At 64.7% G+C, this 16503-nt stretch carries 13 protein-coding genes; 4 read left to right on the forward strand and 9 right to left on the reverse strand.

The window, feature by feature from the left end:
- Positions 1–38 precede the first annotated feature (38 nt).
- From JWQ90_RS20930 to JWQ90_RS20970, 9 genes are all read right to left on the reverse strand, one after another.
- The gene (locus JWQ90_RS20930; protein ID WP_299696935.1) at positions 39–1604 is read right to left on the reverse strand and encodes a long-chain-fatty-acid--CoA ligase; all 1566 of its coding nucleotides are present in this window, start codon (positions 1602–1604) and stop codon (positions 39–41) included.
- A 78-nt stretch (positions 1605–1682) separates the two neighbouring features.
- Positions 1683–2900, reverse strand: a complete 1218-nt coding sequence (locus tag JWQ90_RS20935) for an acyl-CoA dehydrogenase family protein (RefSeq protein ID WP_299696936.1) — start codon at positions 2898–2900, stop codon at positions 1683–1685.
- Positions 2901–3031: 131 nt separating this feature from the next.
- A complete protein-coding gene (locus tag JWQ90_RS20940; protein ID WP_299696937.1) occupies positions 3032–4198 on the reverse strand; it encodes an acyl-CoA dehydrogenase family protein in 1167 nt (388 codons plus the stop codon).
- A 177-nt stretch (positions 4199–4375) separates the two neighbouring features.
- Entirely contained in the window at positions 4376–5257 is an 882-nt protein-coding gene (locus JWQ90_RS20945; RefSeq protein WP_299696938.1) for an alpha/beta hydrolase, read from the reverse strand.
- A complete protein-coding gene (locus tag JWQ90_RS20950) occupies positions 5254–6747 on the reverse strand; it encodes a wax ester/triacylglycerol synthase domain-containing protein (RefSeq protein WP_299696939.1) in 1494 nt (497 codons plus the stop codon). Before JWQ90_RS20950 ends, JWQ90_RS20945 begins: the two co-directional genes overlap by 4 nt.
- Before the next feature lie 46 nt (positions 6748–6793).
- Positions 6794–7801 (reverse strand): NAD(P)H-dependent glycerol-3-phosphate dehydrogenase, encoded by a 1008-nt coding sequence (locus tag JWQ90_RS20955; protein WP_299696940.1) that lies wholly within the window; start codon positions 7799–7801, stop codon positions 6794–6796.
- The gene (locus tag JWQ90_RS20960) at positions 7798–9240 is read right to left on the reverse strand and encodes an HAD-IB family hydrolase (RefSeq protein WP_299696941.1); all 1443 of its coding nucleotides are present in this window, start codon (positions 9238–9240) and stop codon (positions 7798–7800) included. The genes JWQ90_RS20955 and JWQ90_RS20960 overlap by 4 nt, the downstream gene beginning before the upstream one ends.
- Entirely contained in the window at positions 9237–11069 is a 1833-nt protein-coding gene (locus JWQ90_RS20965) for a 1-acyl-sn-glycerol-3-phosphate acyltransferase (RefSeq protein ID WP_299696942.1), read from the reverse strand. The genes JWQ90_RS20960 and JWQ90_RS20965 overlap by 4 nt, the downstream gene beginning before the upstream one ends.
- The gene (locus JWQ90_RS20970) at positions 11066–11890 is read right to left on the reverse strand and encodes an alpha/beta fold hydrolase (protein WP_299696943.1); all 825 of its coding nucleotides are present in this window, start codon (positions 11888–11890) and stop codon (positions 11066–11068) included. The genes JWQ90_RS20965 and JWQ90_RS20970 overlap by 4 nt, the downstream gene beginning before the upstream one ends.
- 204 nt (positions 11891–12094) lie before the next feature.
- On the opposite strand from JWQ90_RS20970, the gene JWQ90_RS20975 reads away from it, so the two are divergent.
- The 4 genes from JWQ90_RS20975 (at position 12095) to JWQ90_RS20990 (ending at position 16449) form a co-directional block, all read left to right on the forward strand.
- Complete coding sequence (locus tag JWQ90_RS20975) at positions 12095–12859, forward strand: SDR family NAD(P)-dependent oxidoreductase (protein ID WP_299696944.1); 765 nt, start codon at positions 12095–12097, stop codon at positions 12857–12859.
- A 98-nt stretch (positions 12860–12957) separates the two neighbouring features.
- Entirely contained in the window at positions 12958–13749 is a 792-nt protein-coding gene (locus JWQ90_RS20980; protein WP_299696945.1) for an enoyl-CoA hydratase-related protein, read from the forward strand.
- 144 nt (positions 13750–13893) lie between these two features.
- Positions 13894–15174 carry an enoyl-CoA hydratase-related protein gene (locus tag JWQ90_RS20985; protein WP_299696946.1) on the forward strand — a complete coding sequence of 427 codons (1281 nt, stop codon included), beginning with the start codon at positions 13894–13896 and terminating at the stop codon, positions 15172–15174.
- Between the two features lie 15 nt (positions 15175–15189).
- Complete coding sequence (locus JWQ90_RS20990; protein WP_299696947.1) at positions 15190–16449, forward strand: acetyl-CoA hydrolase/transferase C-terminal domain-containing protein; 1260 nt, start codon at positions 15190–15192, stop codon at positions 16447–16449.
- Positions 16450–16503: the final 54 nt, after the last annotated feature.

Here is a 16503-nt window from a genome sequence, read left to right on the forward strand (position 1 = left end):
GAGACCTTGCAGTGCACGGTCGCGGGCATGAGCCGCTCCTACAGCTTGGCTTCGTCTGCCGCCAACTGATCCCGTAGCACTCGCTTCAGAAGCTTGCCGGCCGGCGACATCGGCAGCGCGTCGCGGAACACGATGGTCTTCGGCAGCTTGTAACCGGCGATGCGCTCACGGCAGTGCGCGACCAGATCGGCAGCGGCGATATCCATGCCGGAAGCAAGCACGACCACCGCAGTCACCTTCTCGCCCCAGCGCAGATCGGGCAGCCCGATCACCGCGCACTGCAGCACCGCCGGATGCGTTTGCAGCGCCTGCTCGACTTCGGTCGAATACACATTCTCGCCGCCGGTGACGATCATGTCCTTCACCCGGTCGACGATGTAGATCAGGCCCTCGTCGTCCCGATAGGCGACGTCGCCGCTGCGATACCAGCCGTTCTGAAAAGCGGCCGCGGACGCTTCCGGCTGATTCCAGTAGCCCATGGCGGAGCCCGGCGTGCGCACCAGCATTTCGCCGATGCGGCCGGTCGGCAGATCCGCACCCGACTCGTCGACGATGCGCACGTCGATCAGCGGCAGTGGCGTGCCGCAGGATTTGAGCTTCTGCGGATCGTCGATGCGATGCTGCTCGGGCCGCAGCAGGGTCGCCGCACCGCCGGTTTCGGTAGCGCCGTAGAACTGCATGAAGCGGCACTTCATTTCGGTGATCGCGCGCTGCAGCAGGCGGGCGCTGATCGGCGATCCGGCATACATCACCAGCCGTAACGAAGACAGATCGGTATTCGCACAATCCGGATGATCGAGCAGCATCTGGATCGCAGTCGGCACCATCGCGCAAACCGTCGGCCGGTCGCGCGCGATGCAGCGCAGCAGTTCGCCGATCTCCAGCATCGGCAGTACCGACAAAGTCGAGCCGTTGTACAGGCACTGCAGCGACAGCCCGGTGCCGACCAGATGGAAGTTCGGCATCACCGTCAGCATCACGTCGGCGGCCGTCCACAGCAGCGCCGGCTCCAGGTGCTCGCTGAGGCGCATCAGGTTCAACGCCTGGTGCTGGATCTGCGCGCCCTTGGGTCTCCCGGTCGTGCCCGAGGTGTACATCAGCAGCGCGGTCTGGCGCGGATCGATCTCGACTTGCGGATCGCCGGCATCGAAGGCCGAGAACCAGACATCGAAAGGACTGCCGTCGCGCTTGCCCGGATCGAGCTCGATGAAGTTGACGGTGTTGGCGCAGCGCGGCGTGACCTGCCCGATCAGGGCTGCGAACTCGCGGTCATAGAACACCAGCGGCGCCTGCGAATCGTCGATGACCTGCGCCAGTTCCGACGGCGCCAGGCGCCAGTTCAGCGGCGACAGCGCATGGCCGCTCTTGCTGACGCCGAACAGGATTTCGAAATAGCGCGCGGAATTCTTGCCGAGAAATCCAACGTGTGAGCGCAGCGGCAGATCCAGATCGAGCAGGCCGTTGGCGATACGGTTGCTGTTCTCGTCCAGAACCTTGAACGAGATCGACACCGAGGCGTCGTTGATCGCGATCTTGTCAGGCAAGGCGCGCGCCTGATAGCGCGGTATGTCGCCAAGCGCCTTGATATCAGCGTAGAGCCACATGCTGCCCCCTGCTATTGGACAACCGCCAGGTGACCGCGGCGAACGACGCGGAAGCCCGCGCCGCCCGCCGATGAAGCATCAGCTATTGACCTGCAGCTTGCCTTCCGGAAGTTTGGCGACGACCAGCGACTCGGTCTTGTTGCGGCTGTTCACGTCGCGAAACAGCGAGCGGCCGATGATGTGCTTCATGATCTCGATCGAACCGCCAGCGATCTTGACGATACGGGCATCCGCGAACGCGCGCGCGATCGGGTATTCCCACATGTAGCCCCAGCCGCCGAACAGCTGCAGGCACTCATCGGTGACCTTGCAGTGCAGGTTCGACAGCCACATCTTCGCCATCGCGGCGTCGACTTCGTCGAGCTTCCCTTCCATGAATTTCTTGATGCAGTGATCGGTGAAGACGCGGCCGATCACCGCCTCGGTCGCAAGCTCGGCGAGCTTGAACTGGGTATTCTGGAATTCACCGATGGTGCGGCCGAAAGCCTTGCGATTACCGGTGTATTCGACGGTCAGATCGACCAGATGCTCAGACACCGTCGCCGACCGGATCGCCTGCGCGAGACGCTCCTGCGCCAGCTTGGTCATCATCAGCTGGAAGCCTTCGCCTTCCTTGCCGAGCATGCAGTTGGCGGGCACGCGCATGTTGTCGAAGAACAGCTCCGAGGTGTCCTGCGCCTTCAGGCCGAGCTTCGCCAGGTTCTTGCCGCGCTTGAAGCCCGGCGTCGAGGTGTCGACCAGGAACAGGGTGATGCCCTTGCCGCCGGTGACGCTGTCGGTCTTGGTTGCCAGCACCAGCACGTCGCAGAGCTGGCCGTTGGATATGAAGACCTTCTGGCCGCTGATGACGTAGTCGTCACCGTCGCGTACCGCGCGCGTGCGGATGTTGCGCAGATCCGAGCCGGCATGCGGCTCGGTCATGCCGAGCGAGCCGATCGCGGTGCCGTCGACCATCTTCGGCAACCAGTGCTTTTTCTGCTCTTCGGTGCCGAAGGACTTCACGTACGTGGACACCAGATCGCAATGGATCAGGAAACCCGGGCCGGTGAAGCCGCTGCGCGCCATCTCCTCGAACACGACGACGTCAAACAGGTAGTCGAGACCCAGACCGCCGTATTCCTCGGGAATCGTGCAGCACAGCAATCCCGCTGCGCCGGCTTTCAGCCACAGCTCGCGCGGCACGATGCCGTCTTCTTCCCACTGCGCGTGATAAGGGGCGATTTCCTTATCGATGAACTTGCGCACGGAATCACGAAACATCTCGTGATCTTCCTGAAACAAATTGCGTTCGAACATCAGCGACTCCAGCTGCTGGGCGGCTGTTCGCCACCATTTATTTTGTATGAAGCCATATTACTTTAATCACGCCGCTTCAATGGACTTTTCCCCATCCAGCCACGCTTTCCGGCGCAGCTGCACTACAAGACTCAGTACGACTTCGGCTGGTCCAGTACCTTCTCCGCGATAAAACTCATGATCATCTGCTCGGTCACCGGCGCGATCCGGGTAACGGTGACTTCGCGCAGCAGGCGTTCGACGTGATACTCCTTGGCGTAACCAAAACCGCCCAGGGTCAGCACCGCCTGCAGGCAGGCGTCGTAACCGGCACGCGCGCCGAGGAACTTGCCGGCGTTGGCTTCGGCGCCGCAGGGCTGATGCTGGTCGTACAGCCAGGCCGCCTTCGACACCATCAGATAAGCCGCCTCCAGATTCATCCACTTCTCCGCGAGCGGATGCTGGATGCCCTGATTCATGCCGATCGGGCGATCGAATACGATGCGCTCACGCGCGTACTTGGAGGCACGGCGCAAGGCATCCTGGCCGATGCCGACGGCCTCGACGCCGATCAGCACCCGCTCGGGATTCAGGCTGTGCAGGATGTAGCTGAAACCCTTGCCCTCTTCGCCGATCAGGTCCGAGTCGGGGATGAACAGGCCGTCGATGAAGATCGAATTCGAATCGACCGCCTTGCGGCCCATCTTCGGAATCTTCTTGACCTCGATCTTGGAGCGATCCAGATCCGTATAGAAAATGCTGATGCCGTCGGTGGGCTTCTTGCAGTCTTCGATCTTGGTAGTGCGCGTCAGCAACATGATCTTGTTGGCGACCTGCGCGGTGGACGTCCACACCTTCTGGCCGTGCACGATGTAGCCGCCTGGCACTTTCTGCGCGAATGTCTTGATCGCGGTCGTGTTCAGACCGGCGTTGGGCTCGGTGACGCCGAAGCAGCACTGGTCCTGTCCGGCGACCAGGCGCGGAATCCAGCGCGCCTTCTGATCGGGTGTGCCGAACACCACGATCGGATGCGGGCCGAACAGGTTGATGTGCACGGTCGAGGTGGCGGCCATGCCGCCGCCGTGGCTGGCGACCTCGTGCATCATCACCATCGCCTCGGTCACGCCGAGGCCGGAGCCGCCGTATTCCTCGGGCATGGTCAGGCCGAGCCAGCCTCCATCGGCCATCGCACGATGGAACTCTCGTGGGAATACGCCGTCGTCGTCACGTGCCAGCCAGTAATCGTCGGTAAACGAGCGCACCACGCTGCCGACACCTTCGCGAATCGCCTGGTGATCGGGATTAACTGAAAAGTCCATCAATGACTCCAAGCACGCACAAAAAAGACAATCGGTCCGGAGCTTTTCCATCTCTCCGCGGCTCTGGCCGCGACTCTGGCCATGCACGGTCGCCGCGTCAGCCTGTGTGTTGTCCGGCAGCTGATCGCGGCGCCCCGCTCCTCCCAGAACAGCAGGTCTTTAGTAAGTTACCATACTTTATGTTGGCGTCACACTCCGTTTTGCGACTTTCTGCCTGCGGATCGGGATATGCGTTTCCAGCCATTCCCGCAGGTCTTGCAGCACACGTGCACGGTCGGCCGGCAGTTCGTTGAAGATCTCGTGGTAGAGGCCTTCGTAGATCAGCAGGGTTTTGTCCGCCGAGCCGAGTTTGGCGATCACCTTGCGGCTGCCGGACAGACCGGCCAGCTTGTCGGCGCTGCCGTGCTGGATCAGCAGTGGCAGCTTCAGTTTCTTCAGGTGCCTGGGCAGGTACTCGACGAGTCGAACGATCTCGGCGAGCGTGCCAGCCGGCACCTTGCCGTGTGCCGTCAGCGGATCGGCCTCGTAAGCGGCGGCGGCCTGCGGATCGCGGCTGACGATACTCGGATCGATGGCGAACAGGCCGAGGCGCGGCGCCACGCGCGCCAGCAGCTTGGCGATCGGCCCGATCAGCGGTGGCGCACCGTCGAGCGCGACTGCCGGCGCCGACAGCATCAGGCCGTCGAGCTTGTTCTGGTGGCCGAGCGCATACGCCAGCGACAGCGTGCCGCCCATGCTGTGGCCGAGCAGGAACAGTGGCTTGCCGCGCTGCTGGCTACGTGCGAGTTCGACGACGGAATCCATGTCGGCGACCGCGTTCTGCCAGCGGTCGACCAAGGCGCGAGATCCGCCGGAGCGGCCGTGCCCGCGATGATCCAGCGCGTAGACCGCGCAACCGGCCTTGACCAGCATCGCGGCGACATGCTCATAGCGGCCGCTGTGTTCACCGAGCCCGTGCACCATCACCACGGCCGCATTCGCAGCCCCGGCCGGCAGCCAGCTTTGCTGAAAGATTTCGACACGGCCGCGGCCGACGAACATGCCCTCGCGGTGCTTCATGCTACGGCCTTCCTGCGGCTTTTTTTCGCGGCGACTTTCTTCACTGTGGCGGCGGCGGCGGGCTCGGTGACGCCGGCCAGCGCGACCATTTCTAGCAGACCCTCGCGCAGGCACTGGGTCAGCAACTCCGGCTCCGTCACCGCGGCGCGGTCGCTGTTGATGCCGATGCAGGCGCGGCCGCTATGGGTAATCATCGTGATCATCATTCCGCAGCCCGGGACTGGCGCGAACGGCCAGAAATGCGTGACCTGGGCGCCGGCCATGTATACCGGCTCGGCGATGCCGGGGATGTTGCTGATCTGCGCGTCCTGCGCCATGAACATGTCGGCGGTGAGCTTGACCAGGGTGCCGATCGGCAGCCGCACCAGCACCGGCATCAAGCGCACCATGATGTCGAGCGCCGGCTCCTTGCGAATCTCGCCGACGAAGGCCTGGATGTGGCGCACTCGCGCGATCGGATCGAGTTCGCCGACCGGCGCCGCATATTGCGAGCCGGCAAATTTATTGCCGCCGGGCGGATCGCCCTCTTTGCGCAGGCTGATCGGAAAGCCGATCGGAACCTGCCGCAGGTTCACGCCCATGGCTTCGTGATACCGGCGGAAGCCACCGATCAGGCCGGCCAGGAACACGTCGTTGATCGAGCCGGCGGCGGCGCGCGCGGCCCGCTTCAGATCCTGAACCGGCAGTTCGATCGCGTCGAAACGCCACGACAGGCTGCGGCGCTTGAACAGCGGCGAGCCGGCGACCGGGCGCGCGGTCAACATGCGTCTGGCCGAGTCCGCATATTCGGCCGCCTTCTGCGACGCGCCCGGTGCGCGCGCCCAGCGGCTCAGCGACTGCAGCACCGAACCGACGCCGCCGGCGGCCTCCTGCGGCAACGCCAGCACGCGATTGCGCGCGAGTTCGCCGGCGGTCAACGCGTGGCGGCGACGTCCGGTCGGCGCGCGCTCCGCGGCCGGCGGCGGCGCGCGATCACGCCGCAATACGCGGCTCAGCAACTGGATCACGCCCATGCCATCGGAGGTCGCGTGATGCAGCTTCAGCACATAGGCGGCGCGGCCGCCGTCCATGCCTTCGATCAAGGTGCCTTCCCAGGGCGAGCGAGCGCGATCGAACGGCGTCATCGCCAGTGTCTGCGCCAGATCGAACATCTGCCGCTCGCTGCCCGGCTCGGGCAGACGCACGCGGCGCAGGTGATAGTCGAGATGGAAATCGGCATCGTCGACCCAGGTCGGAGCGCCGAGACCGAAGGCCGGCTCGACCACACGCTGACGGAAACGCGGCACCGTATTGATCAGCCATTGATGGCCCTGGTAGAAACGATCCCAGTCCGGCGCATGATCCAGAAAGAACACCGACGTCGTCGTCGAGCGCAGCCGCGGATCGACTTCGGCACGCCACATCAGCGACTCGAAGGCGCTCATCTGATTCGGGCCGCCCCAGCGACTCAGTTCATCCAGGACTTCGGGTTCTAGATCCAGACGATTCATCTGACGGCCTCGGGTAACTTCGATAAAGGGAGATGGATACTGCCGCTCATGCGGCTTCGCCTTCGGAGCCCGGCGAGATGCGCCGCAGCCCGGCGAAGGCTTCGATAGCCGTATGCCGTCCACGAATCACCGCGTCGACTTCTTCGGCGATCGGCATCGACACGCGGTACTGCGCGGCCAGTTCCATGACCACGGCGCTGGTCTTGATGCCTTCGGCGACCATGCGCATCGACGCGACGATGTCGGCCGTGCTCTCGCCGCGCGCGAGCCGCTCGCCGACCTGACGATTGCGCGACAGCGGGCTGGTGCAAGTGGTCAGCAGGTCGCCGAGCCCGGTGAGGCCGGCGAAAGTCTCGGGCCGACCGCCGAGCGCAGTGCCCAGCCGCATCATTTCGGCAAGGCCGCGCGTGATCACCAGCGAGCGGGTGTTGTGGCCGACGCCGAGTCCGTCGGCCATGCCGGCGGAAATCGCGATCACGTTCTTCAGCGGCCCGCCGAGTTCGCAGCCGATCACGTCGGTATTGGTATAGGCACGGAATACACGCGCGCCGAACAAGGGCTGCAGCGAGCGCGCGATCTGCTCGTCGGGCATCGCGATCACCGCCGCGGCCGCCAGGCCCTGCAGCACTTCTTTCGCGATGTTCGGGCCGGCGAGCAGGCCGGCCGGATGGCCGGGCATTTCTTCGTGGATGATCTGCGTCATCCGCCGATGGGTGTTCTGCTCCAGGCCTTTTGCGAGGCTGATGACCGGCACCCAGGGACGAATGTCTGGCACCGCGTCGCGCAAGGTCTGGCGGAAACAATGCGAGGGCACGCCCATCACCAGCACATCGCAGTTGGCGACCGCTTCGGCCAGCGAACTGGTCGCGCGCAGGGCCGGATGCAGCGGCAGGTCGCCGAGATACCGATGGCAGCGATGCTCGCGATTGATCTCGTCGGCAACGTCCTCGCGCCGCGCCCAGATCAGCGCCTGGGTGTTCGCCGCCGCCAGCGACGCCACCGTCGTGCCCCAGGAACCGGCACCGAGCACGCAGACCCGCACCGGCCGGCTCACGCCGCGGTCTCCGGCCAATGTTCCAGGGTGTCCACGAACTGCTGTCGCACCTCCGCGATCTTCTGCTCCATCTCGGCCGGCTTCCAGCCGCTGACGTCGATCGCCGGCAGCACCGCGACCTGGATCTTGCCGGGGCGGAAAGCCTGCGCACTGCGCGCCATCAGCTCACCGGCGTTGCGTATCACCACCGGCACCACCGGTACGCCGGCCTGTATGGCGATATGGAATGCACCTTTCTTGAACGCGCCGACTTTCGGCGAATAGGAACGTGTGCCTTCGGGCGCGATCGCCAGACACAGGCCGCCGCGGATTTTCGCGATCACCGGCGCCAGCGACTCGCGGGCGCGGCGGCTGTTGCTGCGGTCGATGAAGGCCATGTCGGCCATGCGCATGAACGCGCCGAAGCCCGGCGTATTCGCTGCTTCCATCTTGGCGACGCCGGTGAAACCGCGGCGCACGATGTACATCATCACGAAGAAATCGAGCTTGCTCTGGTGATTGAGGATGAACACCGCCGGCCGATGCGACCACAGGTTGTGCTCGCCGATCACCTCGACATCGATGCCGGCGACGGCGAGCCCCCACTCGCTGGCGACCGAGGCGATCATGTCGACCGCACGGCGTGTTTCGCCAGTGGCTTTGGCGTAACCGAGGCCGGCCGCGAAGCTCAGCGCCATCGCGCCGTAGGCGCCTACGGTGCGCGCGATCGCGGCTTTGGGTGCGCGCTTGCGCGGCACGAAGTTGACGATCGGCCAGGCACTTTCGCGGGCGAGCACTTCCAGTTGCGCCTTCGGATTCACCGCAGTCGCAATTCCGACAGCTTTCAGGAACGCGATGTCCTCGCTGCCGTTGGCGTAGCCATAACTCTCGGCCAGTTTCAGTCGGCGCTCCTTGGCGAACTGTCGCACCGCCGCCGCTTTCCCCTCGCCCCAGGCGGGCTCGCCGACCAGGCCGCCGGTGAGCCGGCCGTTACGCACCATCGGCTGCGTGCACAGCAGATGTTCTATGCCCCATTCCGCGGCCAGCGGCATCAGCTGATACGGCGTCGCCGAGGACGCGATCGCGACGGTATGGCCCATGCGCAGATGCGCCTGCACCAGCTGCCAGGCTTCCGGAAACTGCGTGTCGGCAATGCTTTTCCTGAACAGGCGCAACCACAGCTCGCGCATCTGTTCTTCGGTTTCTCCGGCCCAGTCGTACACACCCTTGCGGATGATTTCGCCGAACTCGGCATCGCTCAGATCGCCCTTCTTCAGCAGCTTCAGCATATCGACGATTTCACGCCAGCCGGCCTGGCGCGATTTCACCCGGTCGGTGAAATAGGCTGCCGCGGAATAACCGTCGATCAGGGTTCCGTCGAAGTCGAAGAACGCGCCGATCCTGGGCCCGCTGGCGCCGTCGATGATCACGGCAATCCGCTGTTCGATTGTGCTGTTCATTCTGCGAGTTCCTCGGCCAGGCGGTTCTGCTCGAATTCGTCGATCGCCGCCACGGCTTTGACCGCCGCTGCGAGTTCCTGCGCGAAAGCGCGGCGGCGCTGCAGCAATTTGCTGTCTCCCGAGGGTTTCAGCAGGTCGCGGTTGGCGGCCAGCAGCAGGGCATTGCCGTATAGCTCGCGCGATACCGCTTCGGGGCTGCGCAGCCGGTGCTGCAATAGGTATTGACGGCCGACCTGGCAGCAATGCTCGACGAATTTCGCCTTGTCGATCGGCTGATCCACCGGCTGTGCCACCAGACGATCGGCGACCACGTAGTAGGCTTCGAGGAACGCGGTCAGCACCCGATGCGCGATCAGGAACGGCGCTCGGCGCAATACCGCGCGGCGTTCCTTCGCAGTGCCTACGTGCTCTCGGAACTTCGAATCGAGCAGCAGCGATTCGGCCTTGATCTCTTCGCGGAACGTCTGGCGATCACTGAAGAAGAAATCGAACTTCAGCAGATCGCGCAGCGCAAACGTTTTGTCCCAGGCGCGCGGCAATGGATCGGCGCCATTGTCGTCGGCCACTTCCAGCAGCGTGATTTCCATCAGCGCTCGATTGACGAACCAGTGGATCGCGCTGTTGCGGTAATACGCAGCGACCGTGTGCTGGCCCGGATTGATGCCGTAAACCGTCTCGGTGCCGCGCTCGTAGCACAGCACGACACCGGACTTGACCAGCACCGCCAGCACCTGCTCCAGCTGCTCGGCGTCGTCCAGATAACTGATCTGCGCCAGCGGCAGTCCGCGCTGCTCGGCGTAGTCGATCAGCGGCCGCACCAGCGTGCTGACTTCGGCCAGGGTCAGCGCGCGGTCGCGTACGCCGAGCAGCGCCAGGGTGACCAGCGCCGGCGCGGTCACCGGCGTCGCGCGATTGATGCGCTGAAACACTTCGAACGCGATTTTCTCGACCGTCCATTGCCGGCCGGAAGTCTCGCTGTCGGCACGTTCCAGCGCATCGCGCAGCGACAGCGGTTCGCCGAAGCGCACGAACGCGGTGCCGATCCATTTCTGCTGCATGCGCGCGTAACCGGCGAGCCAGCGCAGGCCCTCCTTGGGTTTGGCGCCGCCGGATTCCTCGGCCGCCATCGACGCGATTTCGTGCAGCTGGTCGTAGGTGATCGAAGTGGGCACCAACAACATGTCGTCGGCGACTTCGCTGTTGATCGCGTCGACCAGATACCTCAGCAACCCGTATTTCGGCGGCCGCATCTTGCCGGTGCGCGAGCGCCCGCCCTCCATGTACCACTCGAGGTTGTGGCCCTGCGCGACCAGATAGCCGAGGTATTCGCGGACCACGAACTTATAGACCTCGTCGTCCTGAAAGCTGCGCCGGACCAGCACGCCACCGGAGCGGCGGATGATGGTTCCCAGCGGGAAAAAGCCGAGATTGTTGCCGCCAAGGATGTGGTTGCGTGGCAGCCCGTTCTCGCGCAGCGTCTGCGTCAGGATGAACGCATCCGCATAGCTGCGGTGCGTCGGCAGGAATACCAGCGGATTGTCGCGATTGAGCGCGCGCAGATTGCGCAGCGCCGCCAGGTCCGGCTCGATGGTCCACGCGCGCGTATGCAGCGGGCCCAGCCCGTAGTCGAACATCGCGGTGAACATCGGGTTCTGCATGGTCGCGATTTCTTCCATGCCCTCGCGCGCCGCGGCACCGACTTCAGGCAAGGGACGATTCAGGCGCGCGGCCAGCAATTCCAGCTGCTGCACGAAGCGCGGGCTTTTCAGAACCTCGTGCGCGTAGTGCTTGCGCGAGCGTAGCAGCGCCGACAGATCCATGGCCGTCATCCGGCAGCTCCGGTCACTTCGAGTATGCAGGCCGCGACCGCTTCGGGATCGTCGTACATCGGCACATGGCCGACGCCGGCGAGCATCACCAGCTCGGCCTGCGGAACACGTTCCAGCATCGCGGTGCCATAGCGCTGATATGGAATCACACGATCACAGGCCGACCAGGCGATGCGTATCGGCACGCCGGGAGCGCTCAGGTATTGGAAGGGGCCGTCGCGCCCCATGCTGCCAAGCAGCGGCAGCAGCACCGCGGTCCTGATGAAGGCGAACAACGACGCCAGCAGTTCGGCTGCCGGAATGCGGTCGCCGCGTTCCATCGTCTGCCGGACCAGCGCGCGACGCAGACCGGCGAAAACCGTGAATGCGCCCAGCAGGATCAGCAGCAGCGGCATCAGGTAGTGAAACATCCGGAACGGCCGCGAGACGTCACGATAGTCTTCGGCAGACCGCCAGCCGCCGGCCGGCGAAAGCGCGGTTACCGATAGTGCAAAACCACGCCGCGCCAATTCCAGCGCCAGCCAGCCGCCGATGGAATTCCCGGCGATATGCGCAGAATCGACACCACGCGCCCTGAGATCGGCGATCACCGCGTCGGCCATGCTGGCGATGCTCGCCTCCGAGCCTGACGGCAGGCTCGGCCCGCCGCTATGGCCGGGCAAAGTTATGGCGATCACGCGGTGATGCTGCTCGAGCAATCCGAGCACGGGCTTCCATATATGCCAGGTACCGGTGAGGCCATGCAGCAGTACGAGCGGACTGCCCCGCCCGCCTTCATAGGCATCACCCAGCCCTGCCCCGTCATGGCGGTGCTGATGCAAGGTGTCTCTCCTCCCACACGTCGAGCCGCTATACCACTGCATAACCCGCAGCGGATGTTGGTGCCGCCGAACCGGCCGCTCGACGGGTGCCGGGCGGCAGTGCATAATAGTATTAAACCATACTATATTTGCATACTATATTTGTAGGGCGTGCACTTCAATACGAAGCGCAGCCTCTGTCTACCTGGAATATGGAGAGTTCTCTTGCGCGGTCTAAAAGATAAAGTCGCCCTGGTTACGGGCGCAGCAAGTGGTATCGGCCTGGCCATCGCGACGCGTCTTGCCGAGGAAGGCATGATCGTCGGCGTGCTCGACATCAATGCAGAAGCTGCCGCCAAGGCCGTGGAGCAGATCAGGGCGGCCGGCGGCCGCGCCGATTCGCAGGCCTGCGATATCACCGACTACGAGGCGGTGAAGGCCGGCGTGGCGGCGATCGAAAGCCGCATCGGCCCGACCTGGGCACTGGTCAACAACGCCGGCTGGGACAAACCGATGCCGTTTTTGAAGACCACGCCGGACTTCTGGAAGAAAGTGGTCGACATCAATTACATGGGCCCGCTGCATATGACCCATGCGGTTGTGCAGGGCATGGTGCAGCGCGGCGGCGGCCGCGTGATCTTCATCGCCAGCGACGCCGGCCGGGTCGGCAGCAGCGGCGAAGTGGTCTACTCCGGCACCAAGGGCGCAACGATCGCGTTCGCCAAGGCCCTGGCGCGCGAAGTGGCGCGCAAGAACGTGACGCTGAACTGCGTCGCGCCGGGCCCGACCAATACGCCGGCGATGGACGCCTTCGTCGGCACCGGCGAAGAGGGGGCCAAGATCCGTGACGCGATGGTCCGCGGCGTACCACTGGGCCGGATCGGCGAACCGGGCGACTATCCGGGCCTGGTCGCGTTCCTGGCCAGCGACGACGCGGCTTTCATGACCGGCCAGACGATCAGCGTCTCGGGCGGACTAAACATGGTCTGACACATCGTAGGGCGGGTCATGACCCGCCTTGGCAACACCAGAAACGGCGGGTCGCGACCCGCCCTACGTACTGCACAACAGTTTCGGGAGAAAACCTAATGAGCGAATTCAAAGACATCATCTACGAAGTCGGCGCCAACGCCGTCCGCATCACCATCAACCGCCCGGAAGTGTTCAATGCCTTCCGCACGCAGACAGTCGAGGAACTGATTGTCGCGTTCCGCCGCGCGGACGAGGAGAAGTCGGTCAACACGGTGATTTTCGGCGGTGCCGGCGACAAGGCCTTCTGCACCGGCGGCGACCAGAAAGTGCATCTGTCCGAAGACGGCCTGTACGGCCCGCGCGGCATGGTTGGCCTGCCGATCGAGGAATTGCAGACCGCGATCCGCGATTGCCGCAAGGTCGTCATCGCCCGCGTGCAGGGCTTCGCGATCGGCGGCGGCAACGTGTTCGCGACGATCTGCGATCTGACCATCGCCTCCGAAAAGGCGCAGTTCGGCCAGGTCGGCCCCAAGGTAGGCTCAGTCGACCCGGGCTTCGGCACTGCGTACCTGTCGCGCATGGTCGGCGAGAAGAAAGCGCGTGAAATCTGGTTCCTGTGCCGCCGCTACAAGGCCCAGGAAGCGCTTGAAATGGGCCTGGTCAACAAGGTCGTGCCGCACGACGATCTCGACGCCGAGTGCGAAACCTGGGCAGCGGAAATCAACATGATGAGCCCGACCGCGATCGCGATCGCCAAGCGCTCGTTCAATGCCGACAGCGAGAACATCCGCGGCATCAGCTTCATGGGCGTGGCCGCGGTGAAAGGCTACTACCAGGGCGAAGAGTCCAAGGAAGGTGTTCGCGCCTTCAACGAGAAGCGCAAGCCGGACTTCAAGAAGTTCGTTTGAGGGTTTGGGAAGCGCGCAGCGCTTTTCCTCTCTCCTGGGAGAGAGTGTCGCGTAGCGACGAGAGAGGGCCCTCTCCCGGCCCTTCGGGCCACCCTCTCCCAGGAGAGGGAAAGCCCAACATATCCTCCAGATTCGGACTTCGTGATGACCGACCCCAACATTCGCAGCGACGTCGACGCCGACGGCATTCTGCTCGCCACCATCGACATGCCGGGCCGCACGATGAACGTGTTCTCGGCCGGGATGATGGCTTCGCTGGAAGCGCTGATGCAGCATGTCGAGCAGGACTCCGCCATCCAGGGTGTGGTACTGACCTCGGGCAAGCCGGCCTTCATCGCCGGCGCGGATCTGGACATGATCCGCATGTTTGCCGAACGCGCGCGTAGCGGCGCCAGCGACGAGCTACATCAACTGTTCGGCCACCTCGGCCGCCTGTTTCGCCGGCTCGAACTGAGCAGGAAGCCCTACGTCGCCGCGATCAACGGCCTGGCGCTGGGCGGCGGCCTGGAAGTCTCGCTGGCCTGCCACGAGCGCGTCGCCGCAAATGACCAGGGCGTGCAGCTCGGCCTGCCCGAAATCAAGCTCGGCCTGTTGCCCGGCGCCGGCGGCACGCAGCGTCTGCCGCGCCTGATCGGCATCGCTAAAGGCCTGGACATGCTGCTGACCGGCGAGGCTGTCGGGGCGCAGCAGGCTTTGGAGTTGGGGCTGGTCGACGAAGTCGTCGCGGCCGATCAGCTGATCGCCGCGGCCAAGCGCCGCGCGAAGGCGCTGAGCGCCCCGCTGGCGCGCTGGGATCGTGCAGGTGCGAGCTTCGATGCCAAGCCCTTCGATTTCAGCGACCGCAAAACCGCCTTCGCCAGCATCGCCCAAGCCATCGGAATCAGCGATTACCAGCTCAAATATTACCCCGCCTACAACGCGATCATCGACTGCGTGGTCGGCGGCTGGAACCTGCCGATGACCGACGCCAGCACTCGCGAGATGGATATCTTCGTCGAGCTGATGCGCAATCCGGTCGCCGGCAACATGGTGCGCACCCTGTTCCTGAATCGTCAGAAGGCCGCGAAAGCCGGCCTGCTCGCGGCGACCAGCGTCTACGCTGAAGGCGGCGATGCGCTGCTGGTGGTGATCAAGGCGGCGAAGGACAAGGCCAAGGCACTGAAGCTCGGCGAGGAAGAAACCGTGCTCGCGACCGCGCTGGCGGCGCTGCGCGCATCCGAAGCCGGCAGGGCCGGGCAGCCCGAACTCGCCGACGTCGCCGTAGTCACCGCCGGCCTCATGCCGGCCTATACGGGCGGGCCGTTTACCTACCTGCGCCAGCACGGTACGGCGCAGATCCGCGATCGCGCCCGCAAGGCATCCGCGGCCGACGAAGCGCTGTTCGACGTGCCGAGTGCGCTCGACACTCTGCTGGCAACGGCATAAGCGCCGCCGTCGACCATGCCCTCGCCGCCGATGTCATCGATCGACCAGGTTCTGGCAACGCTGAAACCCGGCATGACCGTCTATGTGCCGGGCGTGTCCGGCGAAAGCGCGGCGCTGTACGCCGCACTGAAGGCAAGACCGGATACGGCAGCCGGCCTGCGATTCGTCGGCGCGCATTTTCCCGGCATCAATCGCAGCGACTACCTGGGCCTACATGCGCAGGCACGGCAGCGCGGCTATTTCATGCAGCCCGGCTTGCGCGCGGGCCTGCTCGACGGACGCGTCGAACTGCTGCCGCTGGACTATCCCGGCATCTATCGCGATTTGCGCGAGCTGCAGATCGATGTCGCCTTCACCCAGATCACGCCGCCGGACGAAGACGGCCTGTGCTCGATCGGCGCCAGCTACGACTTCCTGCCCGCGGTCTGGAGCCGCGCCACCAAACGCATCGGCCTGATCAACCACAAGCTGCCGTGGACCAGCGGATCGTTCGCGGTGCGCGCCGACGAATGCCAGGCGCTGTGCGAGGCCGACGGCGAGGTGCTGGCGTTCGACGGCGGCACGCCGAGCGAGGCGATGGGCGCGCATGCGCATCGGGTCGCGAGCCTGGTGCGCGATGGCGACACGCTGGAGTTCGGCGTCGGCAAGCTGCAGGCCGCGATACTTGCTGCGCTGTCGAATCATCGCAGCCTGAAAGTCTATTCCGGCATGGTGTCGCCGCCGGTTCTGCCCTTGCTCGACCGCCGCGTGATCGACGGACGCAATGCGATCCAGGCCGGTGTCGCACTTGGCGATGCGGCGTTCTATCAGCGCATCGCACAGGACGAGCGCTTTTTCTTCCGGCCGGTCAGCGAGACGCACGACCTGCGCCGGCTCGCGGCGATTCCACAGTTCTGTGCGATCAACTCGGCGGTCGAGGTCGACCTGTTCGGCCAGGTCAACGCCGACTCCGTCGGCGGCAAGCTGATCGCCGGCGTCGGCGGCCTGCCGGCCTTCGTCAGCGGCGCGCGCCTGTCGCCGGGCGGACGCTCGATCGTCGCGCTGTCGGCCGCGACCGAAGACGGCAGCATCAGCCGCATCGTGCCGTCGATGAGCCCGAACACCGCGGTCGCGCTGCCGCGACACGACGCCGACTATGTCGTGACCGAATACGGTATCGCCGAACTGCGCGGCGTCTCGCTGCAAGAGCGCGCCCGGCGCCTGATCGCGGTCGCGGCGCCGCAGTTTCACAACACGCTGAGCCAAGCCTGGGCGCTGATTCTCAAGCGCCTGTAGCCTGGGTGAAACCCGGGTTCTCATTAAAAGCCCACGAAACAGCCCATGAAACAA

The sequence above is a fragment of the Hydrocarboniphaga sp. genome, from assembly GCF_028291725.1.
Classification (GTDB): Bacteria; Pseudomonadota; Gammaproteobacteria; order Nevskiales; family Nevskiaceae; genus Hydrocarboniphaga.